Annotated in this window: 19 protein-coding genes; 6 read left to right on the forward strand and 13 right to left on the reverse strand. The window is 53.8% G+C overall.

Annotated features, from left to right (window positions below; all coding sequences use genetic code 11):
* The first annotated feature begins 282 nt into the window (after nt 1-282).
* Nucleotides 283-837: a gamma carbonic anhydrase family protein gene (locus AC1V0D_RS21445; RefSeq protein WP_009087543.1), complete on the forward strand. Its 555-nt coding sequence runs from the start codon at nt 283-285 to the stop codon at nt 835-837.
* On the opposite strand, the gene AC1V0D_RS21450 is transcribed toward AC1V0D_RS21445, so the two are convergent.
* From AC1V0D_RS21450 to dprA, 6 genes are read right to left on the reverse strand one after another with little or no spacing between them, the layout of a single operon-like run.
* Nucleotides 804-1,061: a DUF1488 family protein gene (locus AC1V0D_RS21450; RefSeq protein ID WP_009087545.1), complete on the reverse strand. Its 258-nt coding sequence runs from the start codon at nt 1,059-1,061 to the stop codon at nt 804-806. The genes AC1V0D_RS21445 and AC1V0D_RS21450 overlap by 34 nt on opposite strands.
* Nucleotides 1,058-1,876: a shikimate dehydrogenase gene (gene aroE / locus AC1V0D_RS21455; protein WP_140925498.1), complete on the reverse strand. Its 819-nt coding sequence runs from the start codon at nt 1,874-1,876 to the stop codon at nt 1,058-1,060. The genes AC1V0D_RS21450 and aroE overlap by 4 nt, the downstream gene beginning before the upstream one ends.
* Before the next feature lie 3 nt (nt 1,877-1,879).
* Nucleotides 1,880-2,452, reverse strand: coding sequence for an L-threonylcarbamoyladenylate synthase type 1 TsaC (tsaC, locus tag AC1V0D_RS21460; protein ID WP_009087549.1), 573 nt, complete (start codon nt 2,450-2,452; stop codon nt 1,880-1,882).
* A gap of 3 nt (nt 2,453-2,455) precedes the next feature.
* Nucleotides 2,456-3,004, reverse strand: a complete 549-nt coding sequence (locus AC1V0D_RS21465) for a DNA topoisomerase family protein (RefSeq protein ID WP_046100690.1) — start codon at nt 3,002-3,004, stop codon at nt 2,456-2,458.
* A 24-nt stretch (nt 3,005-3,028) separates the two neighbouring features.
* Nucleotides 3,029-3,502 (reverse strand): DUF494 family protein Smg, encoded by a 474-nt coding sequence (gene smg, locus AC1V0D_RS21470; RefSeq protein WP_009087552.1) that lies wholly within the window; start codon nt 3,500-3,502, stop codon nt 3,029-3,031.
* The gene (gene dprA / locus AC1V0D_RS21475; protein WP_482908073.1) at nt 3,474-4,598 is read right to left on the reverse strand and encodes a DNA-protecting protein DprA; all 1,125 of its coding nucleotides are present in this window, start codon (nt 4,596-4,598) and stop codon (nt 3,474-3,476) included. The genes smg and dprA overlap by 29 nt, the downstream gene beginning before the upstream one ends.
* Nucleotides 4,599-4,713: 115 nt before the next feature.
* Between dprA and def the strand changes: the two genes are divergently transcribed.
* The 5 genes from def (at nt 4,714) to mscL (ending at nt 9,469) form a co-directional block, all read left to right on the forward strand.
* Nucleotides 4,714-5,226: a peptide deformylase gene (gene def, locus AC1V0D_RS21480; protein ID WP_009087556.1), complete on the forward strand. Its 513-nt coding sequence runs from the start codon at nt 4,714-4,716 to the stop codon at nt 5,224-5,226.
* A 20-nt stretch (nt 5,227-5,246) separates the two neighbouring features.
* Complete coding sequence (fmt, locus tag AC1V0D_RS21485; RefSeq protein ID WP_482908074.1) at nt 5,247-6,191, forward strand: methionyl-tRNA formyltransferase; 945 nt, start codon at nt 5,247-5,249, stop codon at nt 6,189-6,191.
* 49 nt (nt 6,192-6,240) lie between these two features.
* On the forward strand, nt 6,241-7,542 hold the full coding sequence (rsmB, locus tag AC1V0D_RS21490) for a 16S rRNA (cytosine(967)-C(5))-methyltransferase RsmB (RefSeq protein WP_336794658.1): 1,302 nt from the start codon (nt 6,241-6,243) through the stop codon (nt 7,540-7,542).
* Nucleotides 7,543-7,560: 18 nt separating this feature from the next.
* Nucleotides 7,561-8,937 carry a Trk system potassium transporter TrkA gene (gene trkA / locus AC1V0D_RS21495; protein WP_009087562.1) on the forward strand — a complete coding sequence of 459 codons (1,377 nt, stop codon included), beginning with the start codon at nt 7,561-7,563 and terminating at the stop codon, nt 8,935-8,937.
* A gap of 121 nt (nt 8,938-9,058) precedes the next feature.
* Entirely contained in the window at nt 9,059-9,469 is a 411-nt protein-coding gene (mscL, locus tag AC1V0D_RS21500) for a large-conductance mechanosensitive channel protein MscL (RefSeq protein WP_009087564.1), read from the forward strand.
* Here the strand turns inward: mscL and AC1V0D_RS21505 are convergent.
* From AC1V0D_RS21505 to rpsK, 7 genes are all read right to left on the reverse strand, one after another.
* The gene (locus AC1V0D_RS21505) at nt 9,444-9,701 is read right to left on the reverse strand and encodes an alternative ribosome-rescue factor A (RefSeq protein WP_482908075.1); all 258 of its coding nucleotides are present in this window, start codon (nt 9,699-9,701) and stop codon (nt 9,444-9,446) included. The two genes, mscL and AC1V0D_RS21505, sit on opposite strands and share 26 nt — an antisense overlap.
* A 29-nt stretch (nt 9,702-9,730) precedes the next feature.
* Nucleotides 9,731-10,177, reverse strand: a complete 447-nt coding sequence (gene zntR, locus AC1V0D_RS21510; RefSeq protein ID WP_167429102.1) for a Zn(2+)-responsive transcriptional regulator — start codon at nt 10,175-10,177, stop codon at nt 9,731-9,733.
* Nucleotides 10,178-10,549 carry a DnaJ family domain-containing protein gene (locus AC1V0D_RS21515; protein ID WP_482908076.1) on the reverse strand — a complete coding sequence of 124 codons (372 nt, stop codon included), beginning with the start codon at nt 10,547-10,549 and terminating at the stop codon, nt 10,178-10,180.
* A gap of 94 nt (nt 10,550-10,643) precedes the next feature.
* Nucleotides 10,644-11,030 (reverse strand): 50S ribosomal protein L17, encoded by a 387-nt coding sequence (rplQ, locus tag AC1V0D_RS21520; RefSeq protein ID WP_009087575.1) that lies wholly within the window; start codon nt 11,028-11,030, stop codon nt 10,644-10,646.
* A gap of 40 nt (nt 11,031-11,070) precedes the next feature.
* Entirely contained in the window at nt 11,071-12,060 is a 990-nt protein-coding gene (locus AC1V0D_RS21525) for a DNA-directed RNA polymerase subunit alpha (protein ID WP_003850179.1), read from the reverse strand.
* 25 nt (nt 12,061-12,085) lie between these two features.
* Nucleotides 12,086-12,706, reverse strand: a complete 621-nt coding sequence (rpsD, locus tag AC1V0D_RS21530) for a 30S ribosomal protein S4 (RefSeq protein ID WP_008927131.1) — start codon at nt 12,704-12,706, stop codon at nt 12,086-12,088.
* Between the two features lie 33 nt (nt 12,707-12,739).
* Nucleotides 12,740-13,129 (reverse strand): 30S ribosomal protein S11, encoded by a 390-nt coding sequence (gene rpsK / locus AC1V0D_RS21535; protein ID WP_004160563.1) that lies wholly within the window; start codon nt 13,127-13,129, stop codon nt 12,740-12,742.
* Nucleotides 13,130-13,139 lie beyond the last annotated feature (10 nt).

Consider the following 13,139-nt stretch of genomic DNA (forward strand, 5'->3'; position numbering starts at 1 on the left):
TTACGCTTTCCTCCTTCAGAGTCAACCTCTTTTTCAGAAGTTTTTCTCCGGCGGCTCAGTCTCCTGAACCTTCAACCCGTTTCCCGTTGCCGGTGTGCCGTGTCGATGGAGGCGCATTATAGGGATCCCGGTTCAGAGCACAACCCTTTTTTTGGATCTTTTTTCTGAACGGTTATAAATGATCCAGATTGATGAGATCACCAGCGATCCAGGCCAGAATAGGCTTGTCAGCTGGCTAAAATCACATCAGGCTGCTGAGAAAACAGAATAAAGGAGAACACAATGACTTCCGCCTTACGTCCTTATAAAGATCGCTTTCCACAAACTGGCCAGCGCGTCATGGTCGATCCAGCTAGTGTTGTGGTGGGTGATGTCATCATGGCCGATGACGTGAGCATCTGGCCGCTGGTCGTCATCCGGGGAGACGTGAATCAGGTTCGCATCGGTGCCCGTACTAATGTGCAGGATGGCAGTGTTCTGCACGTCACGCATAAATCTGCCGCTAACCCGGAAGGCTTCCCACTGATTATTGGCGAGGATGTCACGGTCGGGCACAAAGCGATGCTGCATGGCTGCACTATCGGCGATCGTGTGCTTATCGGGATGGGCTCGATTCTGCTTGATGGCGTAATAGTAGAAGAAGAGGTCATGATTGGGGCAGGCAGTCTGGTCCCTCCAGGTAAACGGCTGGAGAGCGGCTATCTCTATCTGGGCAGTCCGGTCAGACAGATCAGGCCGCTGAACGACCAGGAGAAGGAAGGATTACGCTATTCGGCGAATAACTATGTCGGCTGGAAAAATGATTACCTGGCGGGAGATAACCAGACCCAGCCCTGAGCATCAACACGCTCCTGACGAATGGCCGCTTCGGCTTCATCTTCGAGATCCCAGCGATGGTGCTGAAACAGCGCCATCGCCTCCCCTTCGCCAAAGCGTGACGTCAGCGACATACGGCTGATCGCACAGATCAGCCGCATACCGTTAACCAGTACCGGGAAGCAGACGGCATCCCGTTCAGCGTCATAGGTTTCATCGTCAGGAAACTGAATCGCCTGATTCATGGCTGCATAGCCTGTTTCAGCTGAGCAATGACCGGCGCAACGTCCGGCATCACGCCATGCCATATATAGAAGGCATGCGCCGCCTGCCCCACCAGCATTCCCACACCATCCGCCAGAGCGTGCGCTCCCTGCGTCTGACACCAGAGCAGGAAAGGCGTCAACCCGCTTTGATAGAACATGTCATAGCAGCGTACGCCGGGATGGATCAGCTCTGCAGGTAAAGGGGGTGTTTTCCCCTCTACACCGCTTGAAGTCGCATTGATGATAAGGTCGAAACGCTGGTCCGCCAGTTGATCAAACGCAGCAGCACGGATAGTGCCGCTCTTTGCGAACAGGCCAGCCAGCTCCTCTGCCCGTTCGGCGGTGCGGTTTACCACGGTGAGCGTCACCCCTGACGAAAGCAAAGGATGAATCACACCGCGCGCCGCCCCACCTGCGCCCACCAGCAGAACATTGTCGCCCGCATTGATCATCTTCAGCCGTTCAAGATCGCTTAACAGGCCGATACCATCGGTGTTGTCACCCAGGATCTGCCCGTCGCTGAGCTTTTTTACCGTATTAACGGCGCCGGACAGGGCCGCGCGTTCACTGAGTTGATCGGCAAACTCCCAGGCCTGCTGTTTAAAAGGCAGGGTCACGTTGGCGCCACGACCGCCCTGTGCAAAAAAGGTTGTCAGCGCATCGCGAAATCCGTCAACCGGCGCACAGATCCGGCCATATCGATGCTCGATGCCTGTCTGTTCAGCAAAAGCCTGATGGATCAGCGGAGATTTACTGTGGCTGATCGGATTACCGAAAACGGCGAATTGATCCATGAGTTAACCCTGACGTATAAGTTCGCCGCTGATTACATCGCGGATTTCTGAAGGATTGAGTCGTCCCCCCGTTTTCCCGGACAGAACCGGGAAGTCCTCACCAAACTGCTTATACACTTCTTCTGCCGTACGGCAGGGAGGCTGTCCTGACAGATTGGCGCTGGTTGAAACCAGTGGTTTACCAAATGCGCGGCAAAGCGCCTGCACATCCGGATGGTCACTGACCCGTATCGCCAGCGAGTCGAACTGTCCGGTCAGCCAGCGGGGCGTCTGGGGAGGAACCGGGACGACAAAGGTCACCGGGCCGGGCCAGCAGGCGAACATACGCTCACGCTGGATCACAGAGAGTTCGCGATCGGAGATATAGGGTTCTAGCTGGGAATAATCAGCTGCGATCAGAATGAGTCCCTTTTCTACCGGACGCTGTTTCAGCGCCAGCAGCGCCATGACGGCAGATTCACTGTCAGGGTCGCAGCCCAGACCAAATACGGCTTCAGTGGGATAGGCGATGACCGCCTGACGATTCAGCTCTGCTACGCAGCGCTCAAGTGAATCGGCGAGGTGTTGATTTTCCATGATCTATTCATTCTCTTCAGCAATGGCTTTGCCACAACTTTTACTGGCGCAGAAGCGTTTAACCCCCTGCGCTGTCTTTTTTTCAACCAGCAATGGAAACTGACACCAGGCACAGACCCCGGCCACGGGCGTCAGGTTGACGACAAACTGGCAGGCGGGATAACGATCACAGGAGTGGAACGTTTTGCCATAACGGGAACGCCGCTGAACCAGCCGGCCTTCATGGCACTGTGGACACGCCAGCGTCGTTTCGTCCGGTTTGTCGATGGTTTCACTGTAGCCGCATTCAGGATAGTGGCTACAGCCAATAAACATGCCATAACGGCCCTGCCGCAACACTTTATCAGCTCCGCATTCAGGACAGGCGTGGCCCTCCAGCACTTTAACCACATGGCCATCGGCCTGCCCTTTTAAGGGCCGGATGTAGTCACATGCCGGATAGTTGGCGCATCCCAGAAAAGGGCCATGTTTACCCGAGCGGATAACCAGTTCTGCCCCGCAAGCGGGGCAGGGATCCTGTTTACGCACGGTGAAGAGTGCAGCTTTACTCATAGCGATAAATGCATGAAAGGAAATTTAATGCAGCATACCTTCATTGACGTCGAATAGCAGTTCTTCCATCTGCTGATAGGCATTTTCACATCCCGGGATGTTGAACAACACCATCAGCACCACCCATTTGAGGTCCTCCAGATCAAACTCAGAGGTATCCAGCGCCATGACACGTTCGATGACCATCTCACGGGTTTCCAGATTCAGCACCTGAATCTGCTCCAGGAAGAGCAGGAAACCGCGGCTTTCGGCATCTAAACGTTTACTCTCTTCGTCGGTATAAATACGCATAGAGAGCGGATCGTTGGTCAGTAAAATTGGCGCAACCAGTCCTTCCTGATAATCCGCCAGTCTTTCCAGCCAGTTAAGCGCACTGTAAATATCTTCACGATGGAACCCGGCATCCGTCAGGTCATCTGTCAATCTGTCCTGATCAACACCCATTTCTGCTTCGTTGTGGATATAGGTCTCAAACAAGTACATGAGTACGTCGAACATGGCATGCCCTCCTCAATCGGACATAGCCGCCGGGTACAGCTGCGATCCATCCTGCTAACTCCAGTTCCAGCAATTGAGCTGAGATAACTGGCACAGATTGGCCGGCACGTTCAGCGACAACGTCAACAGGTGTAACCTCATCACCTACGTTAGCCAACACATCAGCAAATGGCAATGGAGCATCGTCACCTGGTTCAGAATAAATTTCGTCATCCTGTGTCACAGGCAGCCAGTTCAGTGCCCCAGCCAGATCCTCCAGAATGTTGTTGGGATGTGCCACCAGCAGGGCGCCCTGCTGAATCAGCCAGTTGACCCCTTCGCTTAACGGGTTGCCGAGCGCGCCAGGTAGTGCATAAACATTGCGGTTTTGCTCCAGCGCATAGCGAGCGGTCACCAGTGAACCACTTTTCAGTGAGGCTTCCACCACCAGCACGCCCAGACTCAGGCCACTGATGATCCGATTACGACGCGGAAAGTTGAGCGGATGAGGAATGGTGTTCAGCGGAAACTCAGACACCACGGCACCGCCCTGCTCAACAATCTCTGCGGCAAGGCGGACATGCTGTCGGGGATAGAGCCGCTGCAGCCCGCTGCCTAATATGGCTACCGTTTTGCCGCCGGTACTGAGTGCCGCCTGATGCGCAACGCCATCAATCCCCCGCGCCAGTCCGCTGGTGATGGTCAGCCCGCTGAGGCTCAGGTGCCGGGTAAACCATTCGCCCCAGTAACGGCCATTGGGTGAGCCGTTCCGGCTGCCCACGACTGCCAGCTGCGGGGTAATGATGACGGCCGGGTCGCCGTGGATGTAGAGCAGCGGCGGAAAGCGACTGGTTTCCCTGAGCCGGGCAGGATAGGCGGTGTCCAGCGCAGTGATCAGATGATGGGCAGAACTGCGCGCTAACCAGTGCTGCACATCAGTGATCGTTTTTTCAGGCAGATCAGCGTATTGCTGACACTGCGCAGCGTCTAACCCCAGCCGCATAAGTTTCCCGCTGTCTGCCGGTGCATCGCCCAGCTGCTGCGCCACGGTCAGCCAGCGCTTTCCTGTCATTCCACACACCGCGGCCAGCCGCAGATACTGCGCTATTTTGTCCATTTGCTGCTCCCTGATTGCCCCGGCTTCCTGCCGCACAATGCTGTCAATCAGGTCTCAGAAAGTCTACAATATGAGGCAGTAATCTTTTCCTAACCGAATACAGATCTGGATATTTATGTCAGTTTTGCAGGTATTACATTTTCCTGACGAGCGCCTTCGCAAAGTCGCCGCGCCCGTTAAAGAAGTTAACGCAGACATTCAGCGTATCGTTGATGATATGTTCGAGACGATGTATGCCGAAGAGGGCATCGGTCTTGCGGCGACGCAGGTCGATATTCATCAGCGCATCATCGTGATTGATGTCTCTGAAAGTCGTGAAGAGCGTTTAGTCCTGATCAACCCTGAGCTGCTGGAAAAAAGCGGTGAAACCGGTATTGAAGAGGGCTGCCTGTCGATTCCGGAACAGCGTGCATTTGTCCCGCGTGCTGAGCGCGTAAAAGTTCGCGCGCTGGATCGCGACGGTAACAGTTTCGAACTGGAAGCCAGCGACTTACTCGCCATCTGTATCCAGCATGAGATCGATCATCTGGAAGGCAAACTGTTTATTGATTATCTGTCGCCTCTGAAGCGTCAGCGGATCAAAACCAGATTAGAGAAACTGGCGCGTCAGAACGCCCAGGCTTCCTGAGATCTTAAAAAGGGATAAACGTGTCTGCCCCGCTAAAAATCATTTTTGCCGGCACTCCTGACTTTGCAGCGCGTCATCTTGACGCGCTGCTTGCTTCTGAGCATCAGGTTATCGGTGTCTTTACTCAGCCCGACCGCCCTGCGGGCCGCGGCAACAAACTCACGCCTGGCCCGGTCAAAACGCTGGCGCTGGCTCATGACATTCCGGTGTTTCAGCCAAAGTCACTGCGACCTGAAGAGAATCAGCAGCTGGTTGCTGACCTGCAGGCCGATGTGATGGTTGTCGTGGCGTATGGATTAATTCTGCCCAGGGCAGTGCTGGATATGCCGCGTCTGGGCTGCATCAATGTTCACGGTTCGCTGCTCCCCCGCTGGCGTGGTGCCGCGCCGATTCAGCGTGCGCTCTGGGCTGGCGACAGTGAAACTGGCGTCACCATCATGCAGATGGATGTGGGTTTAGATACCGGCGATATGCTGCATAAACTGGCCTGCCCGATTACCTCCCAGGACACCAGTGCCACTCTGTATGACAGACTGGCCCAGCTCGGCCCGCAGGGGCTGCTGGATACGCTGACGTTACTCAACACGCAGCAGGCCTCACCCGAAAAACAGGATGAAGCACTCGCCAGCTATGCTGAGAAGCTGAGCAAAGAGGAGGCGCGTCTTGACTGGAGACTGCCCGCAGAACAGCTTGAGCGCTGTATCCGCGCCTTTAATCCCTGGCCGATGAGCTTTTTCACGATTGACGACCAGCCGGTGAAAGTCTGGCAGGCTACCGTACTGCCTCACCGCGACCTTGCACCGGGTGAAATTATCGCTGCAGATAAGCAGGGCATCCAGGTTGCGACCGCCGAGGGCGTATTGAATCTGGTGCAGTTACAGCCCGCCGGTAAAAAACCGATGTCGGCTCAGGATCTTCTCAACTCGCGTCGGGAATGGTTCGAACCTGGAACCCTTCTGGACTGACTCTCTGGCCCGGTGACTTACCGGGCTTTTTGTTTGATGACAAAACCCTATGACTAAATCAACCAACCTGCGTAGCCTCTCCGCCCAACTGATTGAGCGTGTTGTGGACAAAGGCGAATCCCTGAATACGGTTCTGCCTGCCGCCCAGAAAAAACTCACCGACAAAGATAGCGCATTAGTGCAGGAGATCTGTTTTGGTGTTCTGCGCACACTGCCGCAGCTGGAAGCGCTGATTGGCAAACTGATGGAACGTCCACTGACCGGTAAACAGCGGGTTCTTCACTATCTGATCATGGTCGGACTTTATCAGCTGGAATATACCCGGGTGCCAGCACACGCTGCACTGGCTGAAACCGTCGCGGGCGCAGAGGTGCTGAAGCGCACCAGCCTGAAAGGATTATTAAACGGGGTATTGCGCCAGTTTCAGCGCCAGCGTGAAACGTTACTCGCCAGCATTCAGGATGGCCCACAACGTTATCTCCATCCGGGCTGGCTGCTTAAGCGATTGCAGCACGCCTGGCCGGAACAGTGGGAGCATATCGTCGAAGCAAATAATCTGCGTCCGCCGATGTGGCTGCGGGTTAACCGTCAGCATCATTCACGTGACGCCTGGCTGACCATGCTGAATGAAAGCGGCAGAAATGCACAGCCGGCTGCCGATGTTCCGGATGCGTTGCGGCTTGATGCCCCCGCCCCGGTCAGCCAGTTGCCCGGCTTTGATCAGGGCTGGGTGACCGTACAGGATTTATCAGCCCAGCGCTGCGCTCTGCTGCTCGAACCTCAGAATGGCGAGCAGATTCTGGATTTATGTGCGGCACCTGGTGGTAAAACGACCCATATCCTTGAGATTGCGCCGGACGCCGACGTGCTGGCTGTCGATGTGGATGCTCAGCGTCTTAAACGCGTTGATGAGAATCTGCAGCGACTGGGCATGAAAGCGGAGGTCAAACAGGGGGACGGACGGACACCGCAGCAGTGGTGTGGCGATCGGCAGTTTGACCGTATCCTGCTGGATGCGCCCTGCTCTGCAACCGGCGTTATCCGCCGACATCCCGATATTAAGTGGCTGCGCCGCGATCGCGATATCGCTGAGCTGGCAAAGCTGCAGCGTGAGATCCTGGACGCTATCTGGCCGCACCTGAAACCTGGCGGCACGCTGATTTATGCCACCTGTTCCATCCTGCCTGAAGAGAACCACCAGCAGATTGAGGCTTTCCTGCAGCGACAGCACGATGCGCAGGCGGAGCCGCTCAGGGATGCACCGGCGAGCGGGTTACAGGTCTTTCCGGATGCTGAAGGCGGAGATGGTTTCTTCTACGCTAAGCTGATAAAAAATTCGGGTTCACACTGATATGAGTATTGATAAGCGATGAAAATAATCATTCTGGGCGCAGGTCAGGTAGGCGGAACGCTGGCAGAGAATCTGGTGGGTGAAAACAACGATATCACAGTCGTTGATACCGATTCGGCACGCCTGCGTCATCTGCAGGATAAGTTCGATCTGCGTGTAGTGCAGGGACACGGTTCACATCCGCGGATCCTGCGTGAGGCGGGCGCTGAAGACGCCGACATGCTGGTTGCCGTTACCAGTTCGGATGAAACCAACATGATTGCCTGTCAGATTGCTTATTCGCTTTTCAATACGCCGAACCGTATCGCCCGTATTCGTGCGGCGGACTATCTGCGCGATGCAGATAAGCTTTTTATGCCGGAAGCCGTTCCTATCGACCATCTGATCTCACCAGAGCAGCTGGTCATCGATAATATCTACCGTTTGATCCAGTATCCGGGCGCACTGCAGGTGGTGAATTTTGCTGAAGGTAAAGTCAGCCTGGCCGTAGTCAAAGCGTATTATGGCGGGCCTCTGGTCGGAAATCCGCTTTCGATCCTGCGTGAGCACATGCCGCACATTGATACCCGTGTCGCCGCTATCTTCCGTCAGGACCGTCCTATTCGTCCCCAGGGTTCGACCATCGTCGAGGCAGGTGATGAAGTGTTTTTCATCGCGGCCAGCCAGAATATTCGTGCAGTTATGAGCGAAATGCAGCGGCTGGAAAAGCCTTACAAGCGCATCATGTTAGTGGGAGGCGGCAATATCGGTTTCGGTCTGGCACAGCAGCTGGAGAAGCACTACAGCGTGAAGCTGATCGAGCGTAATCCCCAGCGTGCCGCCGAACTGGCTGAACATCTCCATGATACCGTCGTCTTTTATGGCGATGCGTCAGACCAGGAGTTGCTTGCGGAGGAGCATGTCGAGCAGGTTGACCTGTTCATTGCGGTCACCAATGATGATGAAGCCAATATCATGTCAGCCATGCTGGCGAAAAAGATGGGCGCCAAAAAAGTCATGGTGCTGATTCAGCGTCGCGCTTATGTGGATCTGGTGCAGGGCAGTGTTATCGATATCGCGATTTCTCCTCAGCAGGCCACCATCTCTGCCCTGCTGGGCCATGTCCGTAAAGCGGACATCGTGGGTGTTTCCTCGCTGCGTCGCGGCATCGCTGAGGCGATCGAAGCGATAGCGCACGGTGACGAATCGACATCACGGGTGGTCGGCCGCGCGATTGATGATATCAAACTGCCCCCGGGTACCATCATTGGTGCGGTAGTGCGCGGCGATGATGTGATGATTGCCAATGACAACCTGCGTATCGAGCAGGGTGACCATGTGATCATGTTCCTGACCGATAAGAAATTCGTGTCGGATGTTGAGCGGCTCTTCCAGCCAAGTCCTTTCTTCCTGTAAATCCTGTATTGATTTTCAGTCGGGGGGAGTCAGGCAAAACAGCCACCTGTTTGGCTGCGCTTATGGAAAAAACAGCAAGGTTTGTTAGACTTTATGACACTGGCAAGGAGAGGAGTTAAGTATGAGTTTAATCAAAGAGTTTCGTGATTTTGCAATGCGCGGGAATGTGATGGATCTGGCCGTCGGTGTCATCATCGGCGCTGCGTTTGGTAAGATCGTCTCATCATTAGTGGCTAATATCATTATGCCACCGTTGGGCTTATTGATCGGTGGTGTCGATTTTAAATCGTTTGCCTGGGTGCTCAAGCCTGCTGTTGGCGACACGCCTGCCGTCGTTATGCAGTATGGTATCTTCCTGCAGAGTATCTTCGACTTTGTCATCATTGCCTTTGCCATCTTTATGGCGATCAAACTGATGAACCGTCTCTACAAGAAAAAAGAAGTTGAAAAGCCCGCACCTAAACCTTCAAACGAAGAAGTGCTGCTGACTGAAATTCGCGACCTGCTTAAACAGCAGAATACCCGCGTGTAGTAAACAAACCGCCTCTGAGGCGGTTTTTTAATGGTAAAGAAGAAGGGCAGTGATAAGACGCTTTCTTATCACTGCCCTCCCATCCCTGCACCTTGTTGTGTTTTTCCTTTCGTCTGAAGCTGCCCTTACCCTTTTGTTTCTGCTCAATGCGCTGACGGAAAAGCGGGTCGTGTAACAGAGCCTCAATCGCGTTATCGCGGATTTGCCCCCTGGTATGCTGATATTTACTCATAACGCCTCCTGTTGAGATGGTCTGATACTCTATTCCTTTACGGTAAAATCACAAGACCCTTGTTTATCTGAAGCCTCTCCCCGCTCCAGTGCCTCCAGAATTGAGCACGAAATGCTACTGTGGCTGCGACCACAACAGGCGTCCGAAAGAATACGCAGAGAACGCTGCATCGACTCAAGTTCCGCTATCATCTGCGCCACTTCATCCAGCCGTTTCTCAACGATCGCTTTTGACTCCTGGCAGGTGTGATGTGCCGGATCGACCCGGATTGACAGAAGTTCCCGGATCGCTTCCAGACTGAAGCCGAGCTTACGACCGTGGCGAATAAATTTCAGACGCTGCAGATCGCCTTCGCTGTAGAGGCGAAAACCACCTTCGGTACGCTCACCATGATCCATCATCTGCTGCTTTTCATAAAAACGGATGGTGTCAGGCGTTACCTCAGCAAGCTTTGCTAACTGACCTATGCGGAACATCTACTCCTCCTCGCGGAAATGGCGGCGTATCGCGGTAGCGTAGTTTCCATGAAGAAAATCGGTACTCATGCCCGCCTGTCGCAAGCGCAGCTCCAGCACCTGAAGCCGGTGACAGTGATCCTGATAGCCACGATCCGCAGGATCCAGCTGGCGAATCAGATCGTTGACTTCCATCGCCTCACGCCTTAACTCCAGCTCGGGGGGCAGAAAGCCAGAATTTTTCAGCAGCCGATACCCTGCCCTTAACTCCGGAGGGACATGACTGTCATCATCCAGCTGTAGCGGTTTGCCAGAGCCAGGAAGGTTACTAAGTTCGCCTTTTTCCAGTGCCGCTTTGATGTGCTGTTCAGCAAGTTCGTCTACCAGCCACATAACAGATGCCCTCAAAAATAGAAGCGTCATTCTAAGGTAGCGAATTTCAGGCAATAAAAAACCCGCCGAAGCGGGTTTTTTACGTTGCTGCAGATTACTCTGCGGCTGCTTCTGCTTGAGCTTCTGGACGATCAACCAGCTCGATGTAAGCCATCGGAGCGTTGTCACCAGCACGGAAGCCACACTTCAGAATACGAGTGTAACCACCAGCACGGCTCGCAAAACGCGGGCCCAGCTCATTAAACAGTTTTGCCACGATCTCGTTATCACGAGTACGGGCGAATGCCAGACGACGATTAGCTACGTTGTCGGTCTTGGCAAGAGTAATCAGCGGCTCAACTACGCGACGCAGTTCTTTGGCTTTCGGCAGAGTCGTTTTGATGATCTCATGACGAACCAGAGAACCGGCCATGTTGCGGAACATAGCCTGACGATGGCTGCTGTTGCGGTTCAGTTGACGACCACTCTTACGATGGCGCATGACCTTATCCTTCTCAGTGAAACCTTAACCTGTGATCGGTTTATTCATCAGCAATGCTTGCCGGTGGCCAGTTCTCAAGGCGCATGCCCAGAGACAGACCACGTGAAGCGAGCACATCTTTAATCTCAGTAAGAGATTTTTTACCCAGGTTAGGCGTTTTAAGCAGCTCAACCTCGGTACGCTGTACCAGATCACCGATGTAGTGGATAGCTTCTGCCTTAAGGCAGTTAGCAGAGCGGACAGTCAATTCCAGATCGTCAACAGGGCGCAGCAGGATCGGATCGAATTCTGGTTTCTCTTCTTTAACTTCCGGCTGACGTACATCACGTAAGTCAACGAAAGCTTCAAGTTGTTCAGCCAGAATGGTCGCCGCACGACGAATCGCCTCTTCAGGATCGATTGTGCCGTTGGTTTCCATTTCGATGACCAGCTTGTCCAGGTCGGTGCGCTGCTCTACACGCGCTGCTTCAACATTGTAGGCGATACGGTCTACAGGGCTGTAGCAAGCGTCAACTAACAGGCGGCCGATTGGGCGCTCATCTTCTTCCGAATGAATTCGGGCAGAAGCCGGCACATAGCCACGACCACGCTGAACTTTGATACGCATGCTGATAGCCGCGTTCTCATCGGTCAGATGGCAGATGACATGCTGAGGCTTGACGATTTCGACATCACCATCATGGGTAATGTCGGCTGCAGTCACAGGGCCAATGCCAGATTTATTCAGGGTCAGAATAACTTCATCTTTACCCTGAACTCTTACCGCCAGCCCTTTCAGGTTGAGCAGGATTTCCAGGATATCTTCCTGTACGCCCTCTTTGGTGCTGTACTCATGAAGTACACCATCAATTTCAACCTCGGTCACCGCGCAACCCGGCATGGATGAAAGCAGAATACGGCGCAGTGCGTTACCAAGAGTATGGCCAAAGCCACGCTCTAAAGGCTCAAGGGTCACCTTGGCGTGCGTCGAACTCACTTGCTCGATATCTACCAGGCGCGGTTTTAGAAACTCTGTCACAGAACCCTGCATTGTGTCCTCTCTTTGGTACTAAGCTTTACTTGGAGTAAAGCTCGACGATCAGGTGTTCGTTAATGTCCGCAGACAGATCAGTACGTTCAGGAATACGCTTGAACACACCTTCCATCTTAGTCGCATCAACTTCCAGCCAGGTTGGCTTTTCACGCTGCTCAGCCAGCTCCAGAGCGGCCTTCACGCGAGATTGCTTTTTGGCTTTCTCACGGATGCTAACGACATCATTCGGAGATACCTGATAAGAAGCGATGTTAACAACGCGGCCGTTTACCAGAACAGACTTGTGGCTAACCAGCTGACGTGCTTCTGCACGCGTGGCACCGAAGCCCATACGATAAACTACGTTGTCCAGACGACCTTCCAGCAGAGCCAACAGGTTTTCACCGGTGTTGCCTTTCAGACGAGCTGCTTCTTTGTAATAGTTACGGAACTGACGCTCCAGCACGCCGTAGATACGACGAACTTTCTGCTTCTCACGTAACTGACCGCCGTAATCAGACAGACGCGGTTTACGCGCACCATGCTGACCAGGGGCTTGTTCAATTTTACACTTGGAATCAATCGCGCGAACGCCAGACTTAAGGAATAAGTCAGTGCCCTCACGACGGCTCAGCTTGAGCTTAGGACCCAAATATCTTGCCATTTTCTTTCTCCAACTATCCTAAAAAAACGGGCGTTATACGCGACGTTTTTTCGGCGGACGACAACCGTTATGAGGGATCGGAGTCACATCAGTAATATTCGTGATGCGGAAACCAGCGGCGTTCAAAGCACGAATCGTAGATTCGCGACCTGGACCCGGACCCTTTACCATAACTTCCAGATTCTTAATTCCGTAATCTTTTACCGCTTCTGCACAGCGCTCTGCAGCGACCTGAGCAGCAAACGGAGTGGATTTACGTGAACCGCGGAAACCGGAACCACCGGCGGTTGCCCAACCCAGTGCGTTACCCTGACGATCAGTAATGGTAACGATGGTGTTGTTAAAAGAAGCATGGACATGAGCCACGCCATCTGAGACTTGTTTTCTTACACGCTTGCGTGCACGAACTGGTGCCTTTGCCATTATTTACTCA

Source organism: Pantoea sp. PA1 (assembly GCF_056856975.1).

Coding starts and splice junctions, on each gene's coding strand:
- def (WP_009087556.1), top strand. CDS start 4,714: ATGTCAGTTTTGCAGGTATTACATTTTCCTGACGAGCGCCTTCGCAAA.
- AC1V0D_RS21450 (WP_009087545.1), bottom strand. CDS start 1,061: ATGAATCAGGCGATTCAGTTTCCTGACGATGAAACCTATGACGCTGAA.
- AC1V0D_RS21515 (WP_482908076.1), bottom strand. CDS start 10,549: ATGTGGCTGGTAGACGAACTTGCTGAACAGCACATCAAAGCGGCACTG.
- rpsD (WP_008927131.1), bottom strand. CDS start 12,706: ATGGCAAGATATTTGGGTCCTAAGCTCAAGCTGAGCCGTCGTGAGGGC.
- rsmB (WP_336794658.1), top strand. CDS start 6,241: ATGACTAAATCAACCAACCTGCGTAGCCTCTCCGCCCAACTGATTGAG.
- mscL (WP_009087564.1), top strand. CDS start 9,059: ATGAGTTTAATCAAAGAGTTTCGTGATTTTGCAATGCGCGGGAATGTG.
- zntR (WP_167429102.1), bottom strand. CDS start 10,177: ATGTTCCGCATAGGTCAGTTAGCAAAGCTTGCTGAGGTAACGCCTGAC.
- aroE (WP_140925498.1), bottom strand. CDS start 1,876: ATGGATCAATTCGCCGTTTTCGGTAATCCGATCAGCCACAGTAAATCT.
- AC1V0D_RS21465 (WP_046100690.1), bottom strand. CDS start 3,004: ATGAGTAAAGCTGCACTCTTCACCGTGCGTAAACAGGATCCCTGCCCC.
- AC1V0D_RS21525 (WP_003850179.1), bottom strand. CDS start 12,060: ATGCAGGGTTCTGTGACAGAGTTTCTAAAACCGCGCCTGGTAGATATC.
- trkA (WP_009087562.1), top strand. CDS start 7,561: ATGAAAATAATCATTCTGGGCGCAGGTCAGGTAGGCGGAACGCTGGCA.
- smg (WP_009087552.1), bottom strand. CDS start 3,502: ATGTTCGACGTACTCATGTACTTGTTTGAGACCTATATCCACAACGAA.
- rpsK (WP_004160563.1), bottom strand. CDS start 13,129: ATGGCAAAGGCACCAGTTCGTGCACGCAAGCGTGTAAGAAAACAAGTC.
- AC1V0D_RS21505 (WP_482908075.1), bottom strand. CDS start 9,701: ATGAGTAAATATCAGCATACCAGGGGGCAAATCCGCGATAACGCGATT.
- rplQ (WP_009087575.1), bottom strand. CDS start 11,030: ATGCGCCATCGTAAGAGTGGTCGTCAACTGAACCGCAACAGCAGCCAT.
- AC1V0D_RS21445 (WP_009087543.1), top strand. CDS start 283: ATGACTTCCGCCTTACGTCCTTATAAAGATCGCTTTCCACAAACTGGC.
- tsaC (WP_009087549.1), bottom strand. CDS start 2,452: ATGGAAAATCAACACCTCGCCGATTCACTTGAGCGCTGCGTAGCAGAG.
- dprA (WP_482908073.1), bottom strand. CDS start 4,598: ATGGACAAAATAGCGCAGTATCTGCGGCTGGCCGCGGTGTGTGGAATG.